Raw genomic sequence first — 23735 nt, forward strand, 5'->3', positions numbered from 1 at the left:
GGGGAGCGGGCGGCCGAAAGACGGCTGCCTGCTCCCTTTGCTTTTCAGGAGCTTGAGCGATGCAACTCTGGGTGGGGCTCGGCAATCCGGGGCCGCAATATGCGATGCACCGGCACAATATCGGCTTCATGGCGGTGGACGCCATCGCCGAGGTCCATGGCTTCGCCGCGCCGAAGCGCGCCTTCCAGGGCTGGGTGCAGGAAGGGCGGATCGGACCGGAGAAGCTGCTGCTGCTGAAGCCCGGCACCTTCATGAACGACAGCGGTCGCGCGGTGGGGGAAGCGATGCGCTTCTACAAGCTCGCTGCCGCCGACGTGACCGTGTTCCACGACGAGCTGGACCTCGCCCCGTTCAAGCTGAAGGTGAAGACCGGCGGCGGCCATGCCGGGCACAACGGCCTGCGCTCGACCGACCAGCATATCGGTGCGGATTTCCGCCGGGTGCGCCTTGGCATCGGCCATCCGGGGCACAAGGACAGGGTGACGCCCCATGTCCTCGGCAATTTCGCCAAGGCCGAGCTGGAGGATCTGACCGACCTGCTGGGCGCGGTCGCCGCCGAAGCGCCGTGGCTGGCGGCGGGGGACGACGTGCGCTTCATGAACGAGGTCGCGCGCCGGATGGGCTGACGTCCGGCGGAGGACGGCGCGGCGAGGCGCGTCCGACGACCGGAACGCGGATTGTGGCCGCCGACGCCGTGCCGGGCGCACCCTGTCGCCCCGGACCGGATGCGCATCGCCTCGACCGGTGCGCTGCCCCTCGCCACCCGCTCTGCCCGCAAAGAAAAAAGGCACCGGAGCGAAGCCGCCCCGGTGCCTTCCATCCATCCGGTCGTCGCGGGGACCGCCCCCGCAGGACCGCTTAGTTCGGGCTCGAATCGCTGCCGCCGCTCGCGGCCACGATGACCAGCGAAATCAGCGCGATACCGCCGATGATGATCGGCAGCGAAAGCCCGGCGGCCAGTTCGGCGTCCTTGGCGACACGGCGCTTGGCCGGGGCGGCGATCGCCTTCACCGGCGCGGTGGCGACCGGAAAGGCCGACGCCGAGGCGCGCTGGCCGGCGGAAGCGGCAGTGGCACCGACCATGACATAACCCGCAAGCGCGATGGCGAGCGCACTCTTCTTCAGCATACTTGCCTCCCGTCAGCGAGCGCGGCAATCATGTTGCAGCGCGAAAAATCCTGCCCGTTGTTAGCGCACGGCCCCGCCTGCGTCAACCGGCGGAATCCCGCCCGCCAAGCATCGGCCAAGACGACCGCAAGTAATGGAACCGACAACCGAATCGCCGACGCGGTGCCGCGCGAATCGCTCCGTGCGCCGCCGGGCTATTGCGGGGCACGCACCGACAGCACCTCGCTGCGCTCCCCCTCCAGATAGACCGCCGAGAGCACGCCGGTGCGATAGGCCCCGGTGTCGATGCCGATGCGGTTGGCGCGCAACTGCACGCTCGGCTCGATACTGTGGCCATGGACGATGACCGCACCGTGCGCGCGTTCGTCCTCGAGGAAGTCGTCGCGAATCCACAACAGGTCCTCGCGCGCCTGCCGCCGGAGCGGCACGCCCGGCCGTATCCCGGCGTGACAGAAGAAGTAATCGCCTGAACGCGCGGTCAGCGGCAGGCGTTGCAGCCATTGCACCCAGCGGCGCGGGATCGCCGCGCGCATCCGGCGCAGGAAGTCGCGGACATCCTCCCCCTCCTCCAGCGGCGCGATGCCGAAGCTCTCCAGCGTCTCGCGCCCGCCGACCCCCATCCACCCGCGCAGCGTGGCGACATCGCCGTCGAGCGCGCGCAGCATCGCCTCCTCGTGATTGCCCAGCAGCACGATCACCCGATCGCTGCGCGTCTGCAGGTCGTGGAGGAACTCCAGCACCTGCGCGCTCTGGCGCCCGCGGTCGATCAGGTCGCCGATGAACACGATATGCAGCGATCGCGGGGGCGGCAGCGTCGCCGAATGTTCGCCGATGCGGTCGATCATCTGCCGCAACAGATCATATCGTCCGTGAATATCACCGACCGCGTAGATGCGTTCACCTGAATCCGTGCTTGGCAAGACGGCCGATCCCGATATAGCGTGACTTTAGGCGTTCTTTTGGGGGAAAGACACGGATCGCGTCTATGCCGGGGAAGACGGAGCGGTCAATGCGCGGGAAGCGGGGGCTTCGCATGCGCGGCCGACATCGGTTTCCTGCATGCGTTCCGCCATGGAAGCAGCCGGTGTATTCGCAGCAGGAAGGCGCGACGGATCTGATGGTGCACGATGGCCGGTCATATCGCGCCTGAGGCAGGCGACACCGGTCGGGGGGCCGGTGCGGTCGCGTGGCATCGCGTCGACGCGATGGGCGAGGCGCGCGCGCCGGTCGGCCGCATGATCCGTCCGCGCAACGGCCCGGTCGGCGCGGCGGCGGTGCGGCCGCGCGTGATGCTGGTGGCGTCGGCGGGCGGCCACTGGATCGAACTCTCCCGGTTGAGTTCCGCCTTCGCCGGGTGCGACTGCCGCTTCGTCAGCACGGCGCCCGGCATGACCGCGCCCGTCGGCGATGCGCCGGTGCAGTGCATCCGCGACAGCTCGCGCGACACGCTGCCCGCCATGGTACGCACCGCGTTCGAGATATGGCGCATCGTCCGGCGCGAACGGCCCGAGGTGGTCGTATCGACCGGGGCGGCGCCGGGCGCCATCGCGCTGGTCGCGGCCAAGCTGCTGGGCGCGCGGACGATCTGGATCGACAGCATCGCCAACGGCGACGAACTGTCGATGTCGGGCCGGGCGATCCGCCCCTTCGCCGACCTGCGGCTGACGCAGTGGGAGCACCTGACCCATCGCTATGGGCATCTGCGCTACTTCGGGCAGATATTGTGATCCTGCTGTCCGTCGGCACACAGTTGCCGTTCGACCGGCTGGTCCGGGCGGTAGACGCATGGGCGGTGGCGGCGGGGCGCGACGATGTGGTCGCGCAGGTCGGCCCGTCGACCTATCGCCCGCTCGCGATCCGTACCTTCGATTTCATGGAGCAGGACCGGTTCCGGGCGTTGCAGGCGCAATGTTCGCTGATGATCAGCCATGCGGGCATGGGATCGATCATCACCGCGATGGAACTGGGCAAGCCGATCATCGTCCTGGCGCGCGATCACCGGCGCGGGGAGCATCGCAACGGGCACCAGGGCTCGACCATCCGCCATTTCGCGCAACTGCCCGGCGTCTATGCCGCCGAGGACGAGGATGCGATCGCGCCGCTGCTCGACCGCGCCGACACGCTGGTCGCCCGCCCGATCCTGGGCGAGACGGCGCCGCACGACTTCACCGACGCGCTGGCGGCGTGGCTGCGCGATACGCCGAACCCGCCGTCGCTGTTCCGGCGGATCAGGCGCCATCTGCGATAAGCGGCACCGCCGGGCGGGGTCGCGGCGGGCGGGTCCGCCGGTCGATCGCACGGATCAGCGGCCGCTCGACCATGCGATGGACGATCGCGCCCGCGACCAGCGCGACCAGCACGCAGCCGCCGAGGGCGAGGCCGAGCATCGCCGCCCCCTCCGGTCGCAATCCGGCGCGACGCGACGCCTCGAACAGCACCAGCAGCACCGGATTGTGGACGAGATAGACGGCGAAAGAGGCGTTGCCGAGCAGTATCGCCCCCCGCCCCGCCGGCCCGCCCCATGGCCGGGCGACGATCGCCAGCGTCACGATGCCCCCGGCGGCGGCGCTCCACGACAGCAGCCGGACCAGCCCCAGTTCGTGCGGCAGCAGCACCACCAGCGCCGCACCGGCCAGCAGGGCGACCAGCATCGCATTGGCCCCGATCCGCGCGCCCCATGGTTTGCGGCGATGGAGCAGGCCCAGCGCCATCCCGACCCCGAATTGCAGATGCGCGCCGATCTCGCTGCCCATCAACGTCACGCGGAACAGCATGAAGCCGGGGTCATCGGGGCGTTCGGGGATGACGCCCAGGGTATAGACGAGCAGGAACAGCGGCGGCACGATCGCGATCCACAGCCACAACAGCCAGCGCCGCCGCCCGTCGCCCAGCATCAGCAGCGCGAACAGCAGGTAGAACAGCAGTTCGTGGCGCAGCGACCATGCGACATTGGGCTTCAGTTCGCCGACCGGCGAGATCAGCAGCGTGCGCAGCGTCGCCGCCCAGTCGAACACGCCGGTCCCCGCCCAGCTGAGCAGGTTGTAGCCGATGGTGCACAGCCACAGGAACGGCAGGATGCGCACCGCCCGGCGGCGCAGGAACTCGCCGCGGGTGACGCTCGGCCGTCCGGCGGGGTCGAGCGAGGTGGTGACGATGATGAACCCGCTGATGACGAAGAACACCGCGACGCCGAAGCTCGCCGCCTCCTGCACCGAACGCATCGCCATCGCGCCGAAATATTGCGGGAATCCCATCATCCCGTTGCCGTGGCCGACGACGACCAGCAGCGCCGCCAGTCCGCGCAGATATTGCACGCCGTCGAGAATCGGTGGCCGCGCGCCGCGTTCCGCCTGAACCATCTACCCCGCCCCAGTTCCGCCGGTCATGCCGACCGACGGCGCAAATCATCCGTAAGACTAACGTCGATCCCGCGTAATAGCGCGTCTAGCGCAAGTCGCGTTCTTGTAAAATCCGAGCCGCGCCGATACAGGGCACATGTTGGGATTCAGACAACAGGGCGGTGGGCGTGAGAAAAAAGGCGGTTCTTGGCGTGTGCGTGGCGCTGGCGCTTGTCGGTTGCTCGCGATCCGAAACGCCGCCGATCTCGACCGGTGATCGCTATCTCGCCGACGCCACCCCGGCGGAAGCCTATCCGCTGGGCGCGGGCGACAAGGTGCGCGTGACCGTGTTCAACGAACCGACGCTGTCGGGCGAGTTCGCGGTCGGGACCGACGGCAACCTGTCGCTGCCGCTGATCGGCAACGTCCAGGTGCTGGGCAAGACCACCGGCGACGTCTCGGCGATCGTGCAGGGCATGCTGGCCGACGGCTATCTCCGCTCGCCCCGCGTGGCGATGGAGGTGATCAACTACCGCCCGTTCTTCATCCTCGGCGAAGTCCGCTCGCCGGGCGAATATCCCTATGTCAGCGGGCTGACCGTGCTGAACGCGGTCGCGACGGCGCAGGGGTTCACCCCGCGCGCGCGCCGGTCGTGGGTCTATATCCGCCGCTTCGGCGAACAGGCCGAACTGCGCTACGAGCTGACCCCGAACCTCCGGGTCTGGCCGGGCGACACCATCCGCCTCGCCGAGCGTTATTTCTGAGCGGCGTGATGCGCCCCGCCGCGCGCCGCCGCCGTCAGCCTGAAGGGGTCCGGCGATGAGGATCGCCGGACGGCATCTCGCCGCCGCCGCATGTTCCGGCCCCGCGCTGCTGGCGGGCGGCGTCGCCCATGCGCAGCTCAACCCGACGCTGATCCGCACGGTCGTGCTTCCCGAATTCAGCCGCGACCGCAACCAGAGCGTGACCGAACGGGCGCGTCCCGACTTCGACCCGATCGGGGTGCAGGTCGGATCGTTCGTCATCAACCCGGCGCTGGCCGTCATCAACGGCGTGACCAGCAACGTCCTGCTGCTCGATGCCGATCGCCGGACCGACGTCTACACCATCTACCAGCCGACGCTGCGCGCCGCGTCCGACTGGTCGCGCCACCGCATCGCGCTGGATGCGGCGGGCGATTTCCAGCGTTATGCCGCCAATCCGGCGCGCAACCAGGATGCGGGCTATGTCAACGTCCAGGGGCGGCTGGACGTGTCGAACCGCCTGATCGCCGCCGCCGACGCGCAGGTCAGCCGCGTGTTCGAATCGCCGATCTCCGACGACGTGGTCGTCAACAACACCTATTTCTCGCACTACAACCGCCGCGCGGTGTCGCTGCGCGGCATCTATACGGGCGGGCGGATTCGCGTCACCGGCCTGCTCGACCAGAATGTGTTCCAGTTCGACGACCTGCGCCTGCTGTCGGGCGGGCGCCGGTCGCAGGCGACGCGCGACCGCACGATCAACCGCGCGACCGCGACCGTGGAATATGGCGTCACGCCGACGGTCGCCTTCTACGGCCAGATGATCGTCGACGACACCAGCTATCCCACGCGGCTGGTCGGCGGCGTGCGCAACCGCGATTCGCTCGGTACGATCGCGCTGGCGGGCGTCAACTTCGACGTCGCCGGACTGATGCGCGGCGCGCTGGGCATCGGCTATACCTATCGCAACTACCGGTCGGACCGGTTCGGCGATGCGAGCGGCGTTTCGGCGCAGGGCCGGGTCGATTTCTTCCCGACCGAACTGACCACGGTCGGCCTGTCGCTCCAGCGGCAGATCCAGGACGCGAACCTCGGCAACGGCAGCGCTTATATCGACAAGCGCATCGGCATCGACGCGGACCATGAACTGCTGCGCAACCTGATCGTCAGCGCCAGCGCGTCGCGCACGCAACGCAGCTATTTCGATATCGACGCGCTGACCAACGTGACGCTCGCGAACGTGCGGGGGCAGTTCCAGATGACGCGATCGCTCAGCTTCGGCCTCGCCACGTCGTACACGGCGGTGGCACCGTCCGGGGCGGTGCCGTTCAGCATCCGGGCGACCGAATGGCGCGGGCAGCTTTCGATGCGGATACGGCGGTGACGCACGGCACGTTTTCGTGCTATGGTACAGGGCATGGCGCGGGACCGACGGGACCGCGGGTGGGGAATGGCATAGAATGAAGGTTTCCAACGTAGCCGCCGGGTATGAGACGCGCCTCGCCGACGTGGTGCGCACGGTCAAGGACGTCCTGCGCCGCCGCTGGCTGGTGCTGGCGGCCATCACTGCCGCCGTCACCGCGCTCGGCATCTTCCTGACGCTGCAGATCACGCCGACCTACCAGGGCATGGCGAAGATCCAGATCGATCCGTCGCGCAACCCGCTGACCCGCAACCAGAGCGAGGCGAACGCGCAGCTCGCCAGCGAGGCGATCGAGACCGAGGTGACGAACCTCGGCTCGATGGACCTGGTGCGCAACGTCGTCCGCCGGCTCGACCTGGTCAACCATCCGCAATTCCGCGGCGTATGGCAGAAGCGCGCCGAGGTGAACGGCCCGATCTCCGATGCCGAAAAGGTCGATCTGGTCGCGGGCGTCGTGCGCGGCGGCATTTCGGTGTCGCGCGACAAGCTGACCTATATCCTCATGGTCCGCTACAGCTCGACCGACCCGCAGCTGGCGGCGAAGGTCGCCAACGCGATCGCCGCCGCCTATCTCGACAGCAAGGTCGGCAGCCGCATCGGCACCGCCGAGCGCCAGTCGAAGTGGTTCGAATCGCGCATGGCCGAGCTGGTCGCCGAAGTGCGCGCCGCCGACGAGCGCGTCGCGCAGTATCAGGCGCAGGCGGGCATCGTGCGCGGCGCGTCGAACAATTCGGGGACGATCACCGACCAGCAGGTCGGCCCGCTCTCGATGCAGCTTGCCGGTGCCGAATCGATCGCGGCCGAAGCGCGCTCGAAGCAGACCTCGGCGCAGCAGCAGGTGGCGCGCGGCGCGCTCGATACGGTGTCGGACGTGCGCAATTCGGCGACGATCCAGGATCTGCGCCGCCAGCGCGCGATCCTGCTGCAGGCGAGCGCCGAGATGGAGAACCGCTACGGCAACCGCCATCCCGAATATCTGAAGGTGCGCGATCAGCTGAAGGGCATCGACCAGCAGATCACCGAGGAATCGCGCCGCGTCGTCGGCTCGCTGCGTGCCGACGCCGATGCCGCCGAGGCCCGCGCCGCCAGCCTGCGCCGTTCGATGCAGGCGCTGGAGGACCGGCAGGCCGCCAACGCCCGCGCATCGGTGATCGCCGCGAGCCTCCAGCGCGACGCCGACAGCAAGCACGCCGCCTATGACCGCCTGTCGCAGCTGGCGCTCGAAAGCCGTCAGGCCGCGCAGAACTCGATCGCGCAGGCGCAGATCATCGAAGCGGCGCAGACCCCGCGCAATCCCAGCTGGCCGAACAAGCCGCTGCTGTTCGCGGTGTCGTTCCTCGTCGGCCTCGCCATCGGCATCGCGACGATCACCACCCAGGAACTGCTGGTGTCGGGCCTGCGCACCGTCGAGGAAGTGGAGGAGAAGCTCGGCGTGCCGCTGCTCGCCGCCATCCCCAACGTGCGCAAGAACACCCGCCCCGCCGACCTGCTGATCGAGAAGCCGACCTCGCAGTTCGCCGAGGCGCTGCGCAACGCCCGCGCGTCGATCCTCGGCGTGCGTGCGCAGGACCGGCCGCAGATCATCGCGCTCACCTCCGCGCTGCCGTCGGAGGGCAAGACGACGACCTCGCTCGGCCTTGCGCGGACCATGGCGATCAGCGGCGACCGCACCATCCTGGTCGATGCCGACATCCGCCGCGCGATGCTGCGCAACCTGCTCGACGAGCCGAGCCGCGGCCCCGGCATCGTGGAAGTGCTGCACGGCGAGGTGACGCTGGACGAGGCGATCCATCCCAGCGGCGTCGAGAATCTCGACCAGATCCTCGTGCAGAAGCCCTATTTCAGCTCCGAGAACATGTTCGGCGACGGGCAGATGCAGACGATGCTGGACGAACTGTCCAAGCGCTACGACACGATCATCCTCGATCTTCCGCCGCTGGTCGGGCTGGCCGACGGTCGCTTCATCGCCGCGCTGGCCGATGCGGTGGTGCTCGCGATCAAGTGGGACACGACCCCGCGCGACGCGGTGATCGCCGCCGCCGACCACCTCAAGGCGGACGGTGCGAATCTGGTGGGCGCGATGTTCACCATGGTGGACCAGAGCTCGAAGGCCGCGGGCGCCTATTATTACTACACCAAGCAGTATTCGTCCTACTATCAGACCGCCTGATCCGGGACCGGGGAGCGCGCGACCCTGTGCGCTCCCCGACCCATGGTGCAAAGCCCGAGGCGGGGCAGCATGCAGTAATGCTTGCTTTGTCCGCCGCCCCGCGATCCCTAACTGACGCGGGATCATGACGAACCCCGCGACCCTCACCCATCTCCAGCGGCTGGAAGCCGAGAGCATCCACATCCTGCGCGAAGTCGTCGCCGAGGCCGAACGCCCGGTGATGCTCTATTCGGTCGGCAAGGATTCGGCGGTGATGCTGCACCTCGCCAAGAAGGCGTTCTTCCCCGCGCCCCCGCCCTTCCCGCTGCTGCATGTCGACACGACGTGGAAGTTCCGCGCGATGTACGACCTGCGCGACAAGGCGGCGCGCGACGCGGGGATGGAGTTGCTGGTCCACCACAACCCCGACGCCAGGGCGCGCGGGATCAACCCGTTCGATCACGGCAGCCTCCACACCGATCTGTGGAAGACCGAGGGGTTGAAGCAGGCGCTCGACCAGTACGGGTTCGACGCGGCGTTCGGCGGCGCGCGGCGCGACGAGGAGAAGAGCCGCGCCAAGGAGCGCATCTTCTCGTTCCGCTCCGCCAACCACCGCTGGGATCCCAAGGCGCAGCGGCCGGAGTTGTGGCACCTGTATAATGCGCGCAAGGCGAAGGGCGAATCGATCCGCGTCTTTCCGCTGTCCAACTGGACCGAACTCGACATCTGGCAGTACATCCTCGCCGAGAATATCGAGATCGTGCCGCTCTACTTCGCGGCACCCCGCCCGACCGTCGAGCGCGACGGGATGCTGCTGATGGTCGACGACGACCGGTTCCGCCTGAACCCCGGCGAGGTGCCGACGACACGCTCGATCCGCTTCCGCACGCTCGGCTGCTATCCGCTGACCGGCGCGGTGGAGAGCGAGGCGGCGACGCTGAGCGACGTCATTCAGGAGATGCTGCTGACCACCACCTCGGAACGGCAGGGCCGCGCGATCGACCGCGACGCCGGATCGGCGAGCATGGAGAAGAAGAAGCAGGAAGGGTATTTTTGACGCGCCACGTCATGCGTAGCGTGACGAAGCGTCAACCCCGGCGCAGGCCGGGGCTCCCCGCCGCAAGAACACCCTTTATTCCAGGGAGACCCCGGCCTTCGCCGGGGTGACGGACACGATGAACGCCCCCGCCTATACCCCCGACGCGCTGATCGCCGCCGATATCGACGCCTATCTGGCACAGCACCAGCGCAAGTCGTTGCTGCGCTTCATCACCTGCGGATCGGTGGACGACGGCAAGTCGACGCTGATCGGGCGGCTGCTCTATGACAGCAAGATGATCTTCGAGGATCAGCTGGCCGCGCTGGAGAGCGATTCGAAGCGCGTCGGCACGCAGGGGGGCGAGATCGACTTCGCGCTGCTGGTCGACGGCCTCGCCGCCGAGCGCGAGCAGGGCATCACCATCGACGTCGCCTATCGCTTCTTCGCGACCGAGAAACGCAAGTTCATCGTCGCCGATACGCCCGGCCACGAACAATATACCCGCAACATGGTGACCGGCGCATCGACCGCCGACCTCGCGGTCATCCTGATCGATGCGCGCAAGGGCGTGCTGACCCAGACGCGGCGGCACAGTTACCTCGCGCACCTGATCGGCATCCGCCATATCGTGCTGGCGGTGAACAAGATGGACCTCGTCGGCTATGACCGGGCGACGTTCGACCGCATCGTCGCCGACTATCGCGTCTTCGCCGGATCGATCGGCATCGCGGCGTTTACCGCGATTCCGCTGTCGGGGTTCAGGGGCGACAATATCACCGCGCCGTCGCCCAACACGCCGTGGTACGATGGCCCCGCCCTCATCGAGCATCTCGAAACCGTCGCGCTGGACGGCGATGCGGCGACCGCGCAACCGTTCCGCCTGCCGGTGCAGTGGGTCAACCGCCCCAACCTCGACTTCCGCGGGTTTGCGGGGACGATCGCGGGCGGCGTGATCCGCCCCGGCGATGCGGTCCGCGTGCTGCCGTCGGGCCGGACCTCGCGCGTGGCGCGGGTCGTGACGATGGACGGCGATCTGCCGGAGGCGGTCGCGGGACAGTCGGTCACGCTGACGCTGGCGGACGAGATCGACTGTTCGCGCGGCGACGTGATCGCCGCCGCCGATGCCCCGCCGCAGGTGGCGGACCAGTTCCGCACGACCATCGTGTGGATGGATGGCGAGCCGCTGCTGCCCGGGCGCGGCTATTGGCTGAAGACCGCGGCGGGCACCGTCTCGGCGACGGTGCAGCCGCCGCGCCATGCGATCGACGTCAACACGCTGGCCGAACTGTCGGTCAAGACGCTGGCGCTGAACGATATTGGCGTGGCCGACGTGTTCACCGACCGCGGCATCGCGTTCGAGCCGTACGGCGACAACCGCGATCTCGGCGCGTTCATCCTGATCGACAAGTTCAGCAACGCGACCGTCGCGGCGGGCATGATCGATTACAGCCTGCGCCGCAGCCAGAACATCCACTGGCAGTCGGTCGACATCACCCGGCAGGCGCATGCCGCGCAGAAGAACCAGCATCCGAAGGTGCTGTGGTTCACCGGCCTGTCGGGATCGGGCAAGTCGACCATCGCCAATCTGGTCGAGAAGAAGCTGCACGCGCTCGGCAAGCACAGCTTCCTGCTCGACGGCGACAATGTGCGCCACGGGCTGAACCGCGACCTCGGCTTCACCGATGCCGATCGGGTCGAGAATGTCCGCCGCGTCGGCGAGGTGGCCAAGCTGATGGCCGACGCCGGGCTGATCGTGCTCACCGCCTTCATCTCGCCGTTCCGTGCCGAGCGCGATCTGGCGCGCTCGATCCTGCCGCCCGGCGAATTCGTCGAGGTGTTCGTCGATACGCCGCTCAGCGTCGCGGAGGCGCGCGACGTCAAGGGCCTGTACGCCAAGGCCCGCAGCGGCAAGCTGGCCAACTTCACCGGCATCGACAGCCCGTACGAGCCGCCGCTCGACCCCGATATCCGCGTCGATACGACCCGCGAGACGCCCGAGGCCGCCGCCGAGCGGATCGTCGAGCATATCCTCGGCATCTGGGCACCCGTGCTGTGAGCGACGCGCTGCTGGCGGCGGCGATCGCGGCGGAGGCGGGCAAGCTGCTGCTCGCCATCCGCGCGGAGGGGCGGGAGACCGGCAAGGCGCTGGGCGAGCGCGGCGATCGCGCCGCAAATGCGCTGATCCTCGAACGGCTGCGCACCGAACGGCCCGGCGCGTTCATCCTCTCCGAGGAATCGGCCGACGACAAGCTGCGCTGCCAGGCGGAGGAGACATGGATCGTCGACCCGCTCGACGGCACGCGCGAATATGCCGAGGGGCGCGACGACTGGGCGGTGCATGTCGCGCTGGCACGCGGCGGGCGGGCGATGACCGGCGCGGTGGCGCTGCCCGCGCTGGGACAGGTGCTGGCGACCGAACCCGCCCCCTTCGTGCCCCCCGCCCCGGCCCGGCCGCGCATGGTCGTCAGCCGCACCCGCCCCGCGCCCGAGGCGCTGCACGTCGCACAGGCGCTGGACGCCGAACTGCTGCCGATGGGATCGGCGGGGGCCAAGGCGATGGCGGTGATCCGCGGCGAGGCCGACATCTATCTCCATTCGGGCGGCCAATATGAGTGGGACAGTTGCGCCCCGGTCGCGGTGGCGCTGGCGGCGGGGCTGCACGCCTCGCGGATCGACGGGACGCCGCTCGTGTACAACTGCCACGACACCTGGCTGCCCGATCTGCTGATCTGCCGCCGGGAAGCCGCCGACCATATCCTCGCGCTCGTCGCCGGGCGCTGACCCAGGGCGAATCGATCGTTACGCCTCTGGACGCCGTTAACCACGCTTGATAACCCTGCCCTACAGGGGGGATGCGGCGTGGCGATCGAGCCTTGGATCATGGTAGCGCTCGCAGCGAACTTCGCCGGCTATGCGGTGTATCTGCGCGCGCTCCGGCGCGACCTGGTCGAGCCCAACCGCGCCTCGTGGCTGATCTGGAGCGCGGCGACGGCGATCGAGGCGGCAACCTATGGCGCGGTCAACCCGCAGGCGGTGCAGACGGTCGTGCTGCTGCTGTCGGCGGTCGCCTGCGTCGCGGTAACGCTCGGCATCTGGCGGCGGTCGTCCTGGGCCGCGCCGACGCCGACCGAGATGGCGTGCATCGGGGCGGGGATCGGCGCGCTGCTGCTGTGGCTGGTGTTCCACGACGCCTTCTGGGCGCATATGCTGGTGGTGGCGGCGGTGCCGGTCAGCTTCTGGCCGACCTGGGCCTCGGCATGGAGCGATCCGCAGCGCGAACGCTCGCCCGCGTGGGGCTTGTGGACGATCGGCGATCTGGCGACCTTGCTGGTCGCGGTCGAGGCGCATCGCGGCGGCGGGCTGGGCGAGCTCGCCTATCTGGTCGTGGAATTCGCCGCGCATGCGACCGTCTGGGCACTGGTGCTGTGGGGCAGCCACCGCGCGGACCAGACGCGCGGCGACGACGTGGCCGAACGCTTCCATGTCGCGACCAACCACCTCGGCAAGGCGGTGTTCGCCAGCCTCGCCATTCCCGAAGGCGCGGTGCTGTTTCGCTTCACCGGGCGGCGCTGCCGTGCCGCGCGGGTGCCGCGCCACCTGCTGGGGCACAGCGACCGTTATGTGCAGGTCGCCGCCGACGAGTATCTCGGGCCGTCGGGGCGGATCGACGATCTGGTCAACCACAGCTGCGATCCCAATGCCGGGCTGCGGTTCGACGGCGACCGCATCCGCCTGATCGCGCTGCGCCCGATCGCGGCGGGGGAAGAGGTGACGTGGGACTATTCGACCACGCTGGGGCCGGGCGACTGGCGGATGGTGTGCCAGTGCCGCGCACCCGGCTGTCGCGGGCTGATCGGCGGATTCCTGGGGCTGAGCCCCGAACGTCGCCGCTGGTATCGCGCGCGGGGGGTGGTGGCGCCCTATCTGGCGGAGGAGGCGGAGACGGATCGGGGCGTGCCGGTGCGGCTGTCGGTGGTGTCCTGATCGGACGCATCCGTTCGTGCTGAGTAGGGACTGAGCCTGTCGAAGGCCCGTATCGAAGCATCTGTTCCACGCGGTCCCTCGATACGCCATTTCGACAAGCTCAATGGCTACTCGGGACGAACGGACTGGCAGGTTGACCGGTCCGATACGGCCCTCAGGCCGCCGCCCCGATCCGCATGACCTCCGCCGCCTGCAACGTCAGCACCGCCTGCGCCCCCTTGCCCGGCCCCTCGCTGTCGAGGTGGAGCGTGCCGCCCATCGCCACCATCGAATTGGCGCACCAGTGCAGCCCGAGGCCGCCCGACTTGTGCCGCCGCGTCGAATAGCCGCGCTGGAACAGCAGCGGGGCCTGCGCCGGATCGAACCCCTCGCCGTCATCGGCGATGGTGACGGTGACGAGCGACTCCGCCTCCGCGATCGTCACCAGTATCTGCCCGCCCTCGCCCGGCCGGGCCGCGATCGATTCGGCGGCGTTGCCGAAGATGTTGCCGATCACCTGGCTCAGGATCACCCGGTTGGCGAGCACCCAATAGGGCTGCGACGGGAAGGAGAAGGCGACCGAATGTTCGCCCGAATAGCGTGCGATCGCGGCGTTGCGCGCGACGATGTCGGTCACGTCGCACGGGTCGAGCGGCGGCCGGGCGTGCGCCGCCTGCTGCTGTTCGCCGATGATGTCGAGGACGTTGTGCAGCGCCGCCCGCCCGATCTCCAGCTGCTGGAGCCGGTCGGCCCGCGCCTTCGCCGCCGCCTCGGTCGCGGCGGCGACGAACCCGGCCAGCTTCGCGCGCCGCGCCGGTGCCACCCCGTCCTGCGCCAGTTCGGCGACCGCGCGGTCGAGCAGCAGCCGGTCGGTGACCGGCGGCTGGGTGAGGCCGTGCGAAAGGATCGTGCTGATCGGCGACAGCGCGTTGCGGACATTGTGCATCACCGCCACCGCGCTTTCCGAGCGGCCCAGCCGGAACGACTGCGCCTCCAGCTGTTCGGACAGGTCGTTCAGCTGGCGCAGCATCGCGTTGAAGCTGGTGACGAGCGAGCCGATCTCGTCGTCGCGGCGCTCTTCCTCCAGCACCCGCATCGTGCCCGACGCACGCACCGTCTGCATGTGCCGCTCGATCCGCGCGAGCGGGCGCAGCACCAGCCGCGCGATCATCCGCGTCAGCACCGCCAGCATCAGCGCGATCAGGACGACGGTCCCGCCCGCCGCCAGCAGCAGCATCTTGCGCCCGATGGTGGTCAGGTCGCGCGGCACGGTGAAGGCGGAATCGGCGACCGGGCGACCGTCCGCGCCGGCGATCGGCACCGCGACCTGCAGGTCATGGTCGCGCACCGCCTGCCGCCATGCCGCCCCCTGCGTATCGAAGCGGATGGTAGCGGGCAGCTGCACCAGCCCGGCCAGCTGTTTCGACGAGATCGCCCGCGCCATCAGCACGAAGCCGCGCGGTGTGCCGCTGCCGTCGCTGCGCCGGACGCGGGCAACGCCGACCGCGCTCAGCCGGTCGCCGAGGCGGACATAGAAGCTCGCCGAACTGCGCGTGCCGAGCCGTGCGTTCAGGTCGATCGCGCGCACCGCATCGACGAGGCGCGCGCGCATCGCGGGCACGTCCCGCCCTGCGCCGGGATCGACCCAGCGCGCGATCACCACCCGCCGTTCGGGCGTGAGATAGGCCATGCCGTCCATGCCGAGATTGGCCATGGCGAGGACCGAGAAGCTGTCGCGCTCGAACGCGGGCGTCGGCTGCGCCATATAGGCATAGCTGTCGTTCCAGTCGCCATAGTCGCGCGCGGCGCTTTCCACCTTTCCGGCGAATTCGGCCAGCGCGGCGCGGGTGCGCTCGACATGGCCCTGCACCGCCGCTTCCTCCAGCCGGTCGAAGCTGGGGGTGATGACGACCGCCAGCATCGCCATGATCGCCAGCGCGCTCCCGACGCCGATCGCGCTCAGCATCCACAACAGCTTGGCCCCGAGCGACCGGGGCGCGGGCCGGCGTCGCAGGCGGATCATCCGCCGTAGGTGCCGGTCATCGGCATCCGCAACTGCGGCAGGCCGTGGTGGGCGATGTCGATCGCGGTGGCGGCGACGACGGGCCGCGACAGGTGATAGCCCTGAAGATGCGAACAGCCCGCGACGCGCAGCGCCTGCACCTGCGCGTCGGTTTCCACGCCCTCGGCCACGACCTCGAGGCCCAGCGCGCGGCCGAGATGGATGATCGAATGGACGATCGCCGCGCTCTCGCGCTCCCGGCCCATGCCGTCGATCAAGCTGCGATCGATCTTCAGGCAATCGAGCGCGAACTTGCGGATGTTGTAGAGCGACGAATAGCCGGTGCCGAAATCGTCGAGCGCGATGCGGAAGCCCATCTGCCGGAGCTTGTAGAGCGTGTCGGCGGCGCGTTCGGCGTTGTCGAAGATCGCGGTCTCGGTGATCTCGATCTGGAGCCGGTTGGCGGGCAGGCCGGAGCGCTGCACCTTCTCCATCACATGGCCAACGAAATTCTGCCGCCGGAACTGGCGCGGGGAGAAGTTGACCGAGACATATTGCCCCGGCCAGTTGGGCAGCATGGCGAGCGCGGTATCGATCACCCAGTCGCCCAGCTCGTGGATCAGGTTCGATTCCTCGGCGATCGGGATGAACATGGCGGGGCTGATGATGCCGTAGGTCGGGCTGTTCCAGCGCAGCAGCGCCTCGAACGCGATGACGTCCAGCGAATCGCGCGCGACGATCGGCTGGTAGACGAGGCTCAGCTCGCCGTTGGCGATCGCCTGGCTCAGCCCCCCTTCGATCTGGCGGCGGAAGCGGATCGATTCGTCCATGCTGTCGTCGAACACCCGCACGACGCCGCGCCCGGACCGCTTCGCCTCGTTGAGCGCCAGATCGGCGCGGCGCATCACGTCCACCGGCTCGCGACCCTGCTCGCCCTCGACGATCACCACGCCGACCGATGCCGCGCCCTGCACCGAATGGCCGAACACGCGGAAGCTGGTCGAGCAGGCCTGCACCAGCCGTTCGCAGCGCATCACCGCATCGTCCTCGCCGGTGACGGGCAGCAGCACGCCGAACTCGTCGCCGCCCAGCCGCGCGACGAAGCCGTGCCCCGCGACCTGTTCGGTCAGGATCGCGCAGGTCATGCGGATCAGCTCGTCCCCCGCCAGATGGCCGAGCGTGTCGTTGACCAGCTTGAACCGGTCGAGATCGATCATCGCCATCGCAAAGGTGCCGGGGCTGCGCACCTGATCGGTCAGCGTGCGCAGGAAGGCGAGGCGGTTGGGCGCTTCCGTCAGCACGTCGTGGTTGGCCATGTGGATGGCCTTGCTCTCGTTCGCCGCGAGTTCGAGCGCCTGTTCCTCCAGCTGCACCACCTTCGCGGCCAGCGCGGCGCGCATCTCGGCCAGCGCGCGGTCCGATTGCCAGCGGTGCGACAGCGCGGTCGCGGTCTGGAGGATTTCCTCCACCTCGAACGGCTTGGCGATGTAGAAGATCCTGTCGGGCGGCCCCGCCACCCGGCTGATCTCCAGCGGCGAGAAATCCGAATAGCCGGTGACGATCACCAGCTGGATCTCGGGATCGATCGCGCGGATGCGCATCGCCGTCTCGCGCCCGTCGATGCCGGGCGGCATGCGCACGTCGATGAAGGCGACCGCGAACCGATCGCCGATCGCCACCGACCGCTCGACCTCGGCCACGGCGTCGAGGCCCTGCGCGTGATGGGTGAACAGGAAGTCGAGCGTATCGTCCCCGGTCGCCTCGTCCACGTCGTCGAACAGCTCGGCCGCCATCTGCGCCAGTGCGTCGCCGGTGTCGCTGCGGTGGAACGACCGGCGATAGGCATCGTGCACCGCCGGTTCGTCGTCCACGATCAAGATCCGCACCGCGCTCGCTCCCATATCCGTCATGCGAGGAGACGTACCGGCATCAGGGTAAAGGCGCGGTTAAGCAGGCGCCGTCCCGAAATCGACCGGTCCCGCCCGCGTTTCGTCAGACCGCATCGATCCCGGCACGCGCCAGCAGCCGCCGTGCCTGCTTCAGATGCGGGGCGTCGACCATCCGCCCGTCCACCTGTAGCGCGCCTGCCCCCGGCGCGGCGGCGAAGGCGGCGACGATCGCCCGTGCCGCCGCGACCTGCGCCGCATCGGGGGTGAAGGCGGCGTTGATGATCGGCACCTGCGCGGGATGGATCGCCATCATCCCCGTGAAACCGTCGCGCGCCGCGCGCCTTGCATAGGCGGTAAGGCCATCGGTGTCGCGGATGGCGGGATAGACCGTCTCGATCGCCGCGACGCCGGCGGCATGGGCGGCGAACAGCGCGAGGGCACGGACCATGGCATAGGGCGCGGTATAGTTGCCGTCGTCCTCGCGGGCAGTGGCCGCGCCGATCGCGGCGGGCAGGTCTTCCGCACCCCAGGTCAGCCCGGCCAGACGATCCGCAACCGCTCCGTAGCTGCCCAGCGCGAAGATCGCGGCGGGCGTCTCGGTCGCGATCGGCAGGATCGGGACGTCGATTCCCGCCTCGGCCAGCCGCGCGGCGAGGGTCGCCACCGTCCCGGCCCCCTCGGCCTTGGGCAGCACGACACCCGCCGGACGCAAGCCCGCCAGCAGCGCAAGGTCGCCCGCGATGTATTCCGACCCCGGCGGGTTGACCCGCACGAAGCGCGGCACTTCCGGGGCTTGGGCAAGGTCCGCCGCCACCGCCGCGCGCGCGGCATCCTTGGCGGCGGGCGCGACCGAATCCTCGAGGTCGAGGATCAGCGCATCCGCCCCGCTCGCCGCTGCCTTGGCGAAGCGTTCCGGCCGGTCGCCCGGCACGAACAGCAGCGAGCGCAGCCTCATGCCGCCGACCGCTTGAGGAGCGCGCTGCGCAGGCATTTGCACACTACTTCGTCCCGCTGGTTCAACATGGCATGGGCGAAGGTGACGATCCCCGCATCGGGGCGCGAGCGGCTGTCCTTGAGCGCATGGACCTCGCTCTCGGCGCGCAGCGTATCGCCTATGAAGACGGGCTTGGGCATCACCAGCTGGTCGTAGCCGAGGTTCGCGACGAGCGTGCCGAGCGTGGTGTCGCCGACCGACAGCCCGACCATCAGCGCGAAGGTGAAGGTGCCGTTGACGAGGATCTGCCCGAACTCGCTCGCCCGCGCCGCCTCGGCGTCGAGGTGCAGCGGCTGCGGATTGTGGGTCATCGTCGAGAACAGGAGATTGTCCGTCTCCGTCACCGTCCGGCGGATGTCATGGACGATGCGGTCGCCCACCCGCCACTGGTCGTAGAAGCGCCCCGCCATCAGCCGTCTCCCCGTTCGATCCGCGCCAGCAACGTCGATTCGGCGACCTGCCCGCCCTCCTGTGCCGTCAGCTCGGCGACGGTGCCGTCGAACGGCGCGACGAGCGCCTGTTCCATCTTCATCGCCTCCAGCACCAGCAGCCGCTGCCCGCGGGTCACCGCCTCGCCCTGCGTCACTAGCACCTGTACGATGCGGCCCGGCATGGGGGCGAGCAACGCGCCATCGCCCTCCGCCGCGCTGCCCGCTCCCGCCACGCCCGGCGGCCCGAAGCCCCATGCCTCGCCGTCCAGATACAGCACGCCGTCGGCGACGGTCGCCGCCGGATCGGCCTTCGCCGCCACGACATGAGTGGCCCCGGCCACCGCGACCGCCACCCGCGTTTCGGGCGCGCGGTGCAGGCGGAAGCCGGTAAGCGCGCTCCACGGATCGTCGGTCTTGGGCGGCAACAGCGCCGCCGCCGCCGCCGCGACCACCCGCTGCGACGGCGCGGGCGGCGGCACCAGCGCGTCGGCATGGCGCTCGATGAAGCCGGTATCGACCCGGCCTGCGACGAAATCGGGATGCGCCGCCGCGCGCGCCAGAAAGGCGGCGTTGGTCCGGACCGGCCAGACCTGTACCGCACCCGCCGCACCCGCCAGCCGCGCCGCCGCCGCGTGCCGGTCGGGGGCGTGGACGATCAGCTTGGCGATCATCGGATCATACCATGGCGTGACCGCCCCGCCCTCCTCGACCCCGCTGTCCACCCGCACGCCGGATGGAAAGCGCAGCCGGTCGAGCGGCCCCGTCGAGGGCAGAAAGCCGGTGGCCGGGTTCTCGGCATAGAGCCGCGCCTCCATCGCCCAGCCGGTGATCGCCAGGTCATGCTGCGCGCGCGGCAACGGCTCGCCGGAGGCGACGCGCAACTGCCATTCGACCAGATCCTGGCCGGTGATCGCCTCGGTCACGGGATGCTCGACCTGCAACCGGGTGTTCATCTCCATGAACCAGATGCGGTCGGCGCGCAGGCCCTGCGATCCGTCGGCGATGAACTCGATCGTGCCCGCCCCGACGTAATCGACCGCCTTGGCCGCGCGCACCGCCGCGTCGCACACCGCCGCACGGGTGGCGGCGTCCATGCCCGGCGCGGGCGCTTCCTCGATCACCTTCTGATGCCGCCGCTGGAGCGAGCAGTCGCGCTCGAACAGGTGGACGACCTGGCCGTGGGTGTCGCCGAACACCTGCACCTCGATATGGCGGGGCGAGCGGATATATTTCTCGATCAGCACCCGGTCGTCGCCGAACGCCGCCGCCGCCTCGCGCTTGCAGCTTTCCAGCGCATCCATGAAGTCGCCTGCGGCATCGACGCGGCGCATGCCCTTGCCGCCGCCGCCCGCCACCGCCTTGACGAGCACCGGCCAGCCGATCGCTTCCGCTTCCGCCGCCAGCCGCTCGGGCGACTGGTCCTCCCCCAGATAGCCGGGCGTCACCGGCACGCCCGCCGCGATCATCCGCGCCTTGGCCGCATCCTTCAGCCCCATCGCGCGGATGCTTGCCGGGGGTGCGCCGACCCATACCAGCCCGGCGGCGACCACCGCCTCGGCGAACTCGGCATTCTCCGACAGGAAGCCATAGCCGGGGTGGATCGCCTCCGCGCCCGTGGTACGTGCCGCATCGAGCAGCCGGTCCTGCCGCAGATAGCTGTCGGCGGCGGCCGCGGTGCCGATGCACACCGCTTCGTCGGCTTCCGCCACGAACGGCATGGTCGCATCGACATCGCTGTGCACCGCGATCGTACGGATGCCCAGCGCCCGCGCGGTGCGGACGATCCGCCGGGCGATCTCGCCGCGATTGGCGATGAGGAGACTCTGGATCATGGGGCTCACATCCGGAACAGGCCGAACTGCGCGCGCTCGGGGATCGGCGCGTTCAGCGTGGCGGAAAAGGCGAGGCCGAGCACGTCGCGGGTCTGCGCGGGATCGATGATCCCGTCGTCCCACAGCCGGGCGGTGGCGTAATAGGGATTGCCCTCGTCCTCGTATTTCTGCCGGATCGGCGCCTTGAACGCCTCGGCTTCCTCCGGCGTCCAGCGATCCGCGTCGCGGTGGACGGTCGCCAGCACGCTCGCCGCCTGTTCGCCGCCCATCACGCTGATGCGGGCATTGGGCCAGGTGAACAGGAAGCGGGGCGAATAGGCGCGCCCGCACATGCCGTAATTGCCCGCGCCGAAGCTGCCGCCGATCAGCACGGTGACCTTGGGCACGCTGGCGGTGGCGACCGCCGTGACCAGCTTGGCGCCGTGCTTGGCGATGCCCTCCGCCTCATATTTGCCGCCGACCATGAAGCCGGAAATGTTCTGGAGGAACAGCAAAGGCACGCGCCGCTGGCACGCCAGTTCGATGAAATGCGCCCCCTTCTGCGCGCTTTCCGAGAACAGCACGCCATTGTTGGCGAGGATCGCGACCGGCATGCCCCAGATATGGGCGAAGCCGCACACCAGCGTGGTGCCGTACAGCGCCTTGAACTCGTGGAACTCGGAGCCGTCGACGATCCGCCCGATCACCTCGCGCACGTCATAGGGCGCACGCACGTCCGGCGGCACGATGCCGTACAGCTCCTGCGGGTCGAGCTTGGGCGGGCGCGGCGGTTGCAGCGCGAGATCGACCGCCTTGGGCCGGTTCAGCGTGGCCACGGTGTCGCGGACGATGGCCAGCGCATGTTCGTCATTCTCGGCGACATGATCGACCACGCCCGATCGGCGCCCATGGGTATCGCCGCCGCCCAGTTCCTCCGCCGAGATCACCTCGCCGGTCGCGGCCTTCACCAGCGGGGGCCCGGCAAGAAAGATCGTCCCCTGCCCGCGCACGATCACGCTCTCGTCGGCCATCGCGGGGACGTACGCCCCGCCCGCGGTGCAACTGCCCATGACGCAGGCGATCTGCGGGATGCCGTCGGCCGACATCTGCGCCTGGTTGAAGAAGATGCGGCCGAAATGCTCCCGGTCGGGAAACACCTCCGCCTGATGCGGCAGGTTCGCGCCGCCGCTGTCGACCAGATAGATGCACGGCAAGCGGTTCTCGCGCGCGATCTCCTGCGCGCGCAGGTGTTTCTTGACCGTCATCGGGAAGTACGCGCCGCCCTTCACGGTCGGATCGTTGGCGACGACCATGCACTCGCGGCCCTGCACCCGGCCGATCCCGACGATCACGCCTGCGCCCGGCGCGGCATCGTCGTACATCCCGTTCGCCGCCAGCGCGGCGACCTCGAGGAACGGCGCGCCGGGGTCGAGCAGCCGGTCGATCCGGTCGCGGGGCATCAGCTTGCCGCGCGCGACATGCCGCGCGCGGTGCTGCGCCGGACCACCCAGCGCCGTGCGCGCCGTCCGCGCCTGCAATTCTTCCAGCAGCGCGCGGTTGTGCGCGGCATTGGCGGCGAAGTCGGCGGACGCCGGATCGGCGAGCGAGCGCAGGACCGGCATTACTGCACCCGCGGGGCGTCGTGCGACACCAGCTCGCGCCCGATCAGCATCCGCCGCACCTCGTTGGTGCCTGCCCCGATGTCGAGCAGCTTGGCGTCGCGCCAGTAGCGCTCGACCGGCCAGTCCCTGGTATAGCCCGCCCCGCCCAGCGCCTGGATCGCCTCATTGGCGACCTTCACCGCGCTTTCGGACGCCAGCAGGATGCACCCCGCCGCATCGAAGCGCGTCGTCTGCCCCGCGTCGCACGCCTTCGCCACCGCATAGCAATAGGCGCGCGCGGAATTGAGCGCGACATACATGTCGGCGACCTTGGCCTGCATCAGCTGGAACTCGCCGATCGGCCGCCCGAACTGCCTGCGTTCGCGGACATAGGGCAGCACCGTGTCGAGGCACGCCTGCATGACCCCGATCTGGATGCCCGAGAGCACGACGCGCTCATAGTCGAGGCCCGACATCAGCACCTTCACCCCGCCGTTCAGCGGCCCCATCACCTGTTCGTCCGCCACGAAGCAATCGTCGAACACCAGCTCGGCGGTCGGCGACCCGCGCATGCCGAGCTTGTCGATCTTCTGCCCGATCGAGAACCCGGCGAACCCCTTTTCGATCAGGAACGCGGTGATCCCCTTCGATCCCGCATCGGGCGCCGTCTTGGCATAGACGACCAAGGTGTCGGCATAGGCCGCGTTGGTGATCCAGAACTTCGTGCCGTTCAGCCGCCAGCCGCCGTCCACCTTGTCTGCGCGCAGCTTCATCGACACCACGTCCGACCCCGCGCCCGCCTCCGACATGGCGAGGCTGCCGACATGCTCGCCCGAGATGAGCTTGGGCAGATACTTCGCCTTCTGCTCCGGGGTCGCCCAACGGCGGATCTGGTTGATGCACAGGTTGGAATGCGCGCCGTAGCTCAGCCCGATCGCGGCGGACGACCGGCTGATCTCCTCGCACGCGATCAGATGTTCGAGATAGCCGAGCCCCAGCCCGCCGTCCGCTTCCTCCACGGTGATGCCGTGCAGCCCGATCTCGCCCATCACCGGCCACAGCTCGCGCGCGAAGCGGTCCTCGGCATCGACCGCCACCGCGATCGGATCGATCCGGTCGCGCGCGAAGCGCCGCACCGTGTCGCGGATCGTGTCCGCCATCTCGCCCAGGGCAAAGTCGAGCGCCGCCATGTCTCTCTCCGGATTATGTTTTGCGGTCATGCTA

20 protein-coding genes are annotated in these 23735 nt (G+C 69.3%); 10 read left to right on the plus strand and 10 right to left on the minus strand.

Going from position 1 to position 23735, the window contains the following annotated elements:
- Positions 1-59: 59 nt before the first annotated feature.
- Positions 60-626 carry an aminoacyl-tRNA hydrolase gene (gene pth, locus ABLE43_RS08085; RefSeq protein WP_348977981.1) on the plus strand — a complete coding sequence of 189 codons (567 nt, stop codon included), beginning with the start codon at positions 60-62 and terminating at the stop codon, positions 624-626.
- 232 nt (positions 627-858) lie between these two features.
- Here the strand turns inward: pth and ABLE43_RS08090 are convergent, their stop codons facing one another.
- Together ABLE43_RS08090 and ABLE43_RS08095 are read right to left on the minus strand one after the other, a co-directional pair.
- Positions 859-1128: a hypothetical protein gene (locus tag ABLE43_RS08090; RefSeq protein ID WP_348977982.1), complete on the minus strand. Its 270-nt coding sequence runs from the start codon at positions 1126-1128 to the stop codon at positions 859-861.
- A gap of 194 nt (positions 1129-1322) precedes the next feature.
- On the minus strand, positions 1323-2048 hold the full coding sequence (locus ABLE43_RS08095; RefSeq protein WP_348977983.1) for a metallophosphoesterase family protein: 726 nt from the start codon (positions 2046-2048) through the stop codon (positions 1323-1325).
- A 207-nt stretch (positions 2049-2255) separates the two neighbouring features.
- Between ABLE43_RS08095 and ABLE43_RS08100 the strand changes: the two genes are divergently transcribed.
- Entirely contained in the window at positions 2256-2855 is a 600-nt protein-coding gene (locus tag ABLE43_RS08100) for a glucuronosyltransferase (protein WP_348977984.1), read from the plus strand.
- Positions 2852-3376 (plus strand): glycosyltransferase, encoded by a 525-nt coding sequence (locus tag ABLE43_RS08105; RefSeq protein ID WP_348977985.1) that lies wholly within the window; start codon positions 2852-2854, stop codon positions 3374-3376. The genes ABLE43_RS08100 and ABLE43_RS08105 overlap by 4 nt, the downstream gene beginning before the upstream one ends.
- Here the strand turns inward: ABLE43_RS08105 and ABLE43_RS08110 are convergent.
- The gene (locus ABLE43_RS08110) at positions 3357-4487 is read right to left on the minus strand and encodes an acyltransferase family protein (RefSeq protein WP_348977986.1); all 1131 of its coding nucleotides are present in this window, start codon (positions 4485-4487) and stop codon (positions 3357-3359) included. The genes ABLE43_RS08105 and ABLE43_RS08110 overlap by 20 nt on opposite strands.
- 167 nt (positions 4488-4654) lie before the next feature.
- Between ABLE43_RS08110 and ABLE43_RS08115 the strand changes: the two genes are divergently transcribed.
- The 7 genes from ABLE43_RS08115 (at position 4655) to ABLE43_RS08145 (ending at position 13804) form a co-directional block, all read left to right on the plus strand.
- Positions 4655-5230: a polysaccharide biosynthesis/export family protein gene (locus ABLE43_RS08115; RefSeq protein ID WP_348977987.1), complete on the plus strand. Its 576-nt coding sequence runs from the start codon at positions 4655-4657 to the stop codon at positions 5228-5230.
- A gap of 55 nt (positions 5231-5285) precedes the next feature.
- Entirely contained in the window at positions 5286-6593 is a 1308-nt protein-coding gene (locus ABLE43_RS08120) for an outer membrane beta-barrel protein (RefSeq protein ID WP_348977988.1), read from the plus strand.
- Positions 6594-6669: 76 nt separating this feature from the next.
- Positions 6670-8802, plus strand: a complete 2133-nt coding sequence (locus ABLE43_RS08125) for a GumC family protein (RefSeq protein ID WP_348977989.1) — start codon at positions 6670-6672, stop codon at positions 8800-8802.
- Between the two features lie 124 nt (positions 8803-8926).
- A complete protein-coding gene (gene cysD / locus ABLE43_RS08130; protein ID WP_348977990.1) occupies positions 8927-9838 on the plus strand; it encodes a sulfate adenylyltransferase subunit CysD in 912 nt (303 codons plus the stop codon).
- Between the two features lie 118 nt (positions 9839-9956).
- The gene (cysN, locus tag ABLE43_RS08135; RefSeq protein ID WP_348977991.1) at positions 9957-11876 is read left to right on the plus strand and encodes a sulfate adenylyltransferase subunit CysN; all 1920 of its coding nucleotides are present in this window, start codon (positions 9957-9959) and stop codon (positions 11874-11876) included.
- Positions 11873-12601 (plus strand): 3'(2'),5'-bisphosphate nucleotidase CysQ, encoded by a 729-nt coding sequence (locus ABLE43_RS08140; protein WP_348977992.1) that lies wholly within the window; start codon positions 11873-11875, stop codon positions 12599-12601. Before cysN ends, ABLE43_RS08140 begins: the two co-directional genes overlap by 4 nt.
- Before the next feature lie 99 nt (positions 12602-12700).
- On the plus strand, positions 12701-13804 hold the full coding sequence (locus ABLE43_RS08145) for an SET domain-containing protein-lysine N-methyltransferase (RefSeq protein ID WP_348977993.1): 1104 nt from the start codon (positions 12701-12703) through the stop codon (positions 13802-13804).
- 154 nt (positions 13805-13958) lie between these two features.
- Here ABLE43_RS08145 and ABLE43_RS08150 read toward each other — a convergent pair whose 3' ends face one another.
- From ABLE43_RS08150 to ABLE43_RS08180, 7 genes are all read right to left on the minus strand, one after another.
- Positions 13959-15806: a sensor histidine kinase gene (locus ABLE43_RS08150; protein WP_348977994.1), complete on the minus strand. Its 1848-nt coding sequence runs from the start codon at positions 15804-15806 to the stop codon at positions 13959-13961.
- Positions 15803-17686 (minus strand): putative bifunctional diguanylate cyclase/phosphodiesterase, encoded by a 1884-nt coding sequence (locus ABLE43_RS08155; RefSeq protein WP_425475243.1) that lies wholly within the window; start codon positions 17684-17686, stop codon positions 15803-15805. Before ABLE43_RS08155 ends, ABLE43_RS08150 begins: the two co-directional genes overlap by 4 nt.
- Positions 17687-17777: 91 nt before the next feature.
- Entirely contained in the window at positions 17778-18629 is an 852-nt protein-coding gene (locus ABLE43_RS08160) for an HpcH/HpaI aldolase/citrate lyase family protein (RefSeq protein ID WP_348977996.1), read from the minus strand.
- Complete coding sequence (locus tag ABLE43_RS08165) at positions 18626-19078, minus strand: MaoC family dehydratase (protein WP_348977997.1); 453 nt, start codon at positions 19076-19078, stop codon at positions 18626-18628. The genes ABLE43_RS08160 and ABLE43_RS08165 overlap by 4 nt, the downstream gene beginning before the upstream one ends.
- Positions 19078-20931, minus strand: coding sequence for an acetyl/propionyl/methylcrotonyl-CoA carboxylase subunit alpha (locus ABLE43_RS08170; protein ID WP_348977998.1), 1854 nt, complete (start codon positions 20929-20931; stop codon positions 19078-19080). Before ABLE43_RS08170 ends, ABLE43_RS08165 begins: the two co-directional genes overlap by 1 nt.
- A 5-nt stretch (positions 20932-20936) precedes the next feature.
- Positions 20937-22532: a carboxyl transferase domain-containing protein gene (locus ABLE43_RS08175; RefSeq protein WP_348977999.1), complete on the minus strand. Its 1596-nt coding sequence runs from the start codon at positions 22530-22532 to the stop codon at positions 20937-20939.
- Positions 22532-23701 (minus strand): acyl-CoA dehydrogenase family protein, encoded by a 1170-nt coding sequence (locus ABLE43_RS08180; protein ID WP_348978000.1) that lies wholly within the window; start codon positions 23699-23701, stop codon positions 22532-22534. The genes ABLE43_RS08175 and ABLE43_RS08180 overlap by 1 nt, the downstream gene beginning before the upstream one ends.
- Positions 23702-23735: the final 34 nt, after the last annotated feature.

Source organism: Sphingomonas silueang, assembly GCF_040049155.1.
GTDB lineage: Bacteria > Pseudomonadota > Alphaproteobacteria > Sphingomonadales > Sphingomonadaceae > Sphingomonas > Sphingomonas silueang.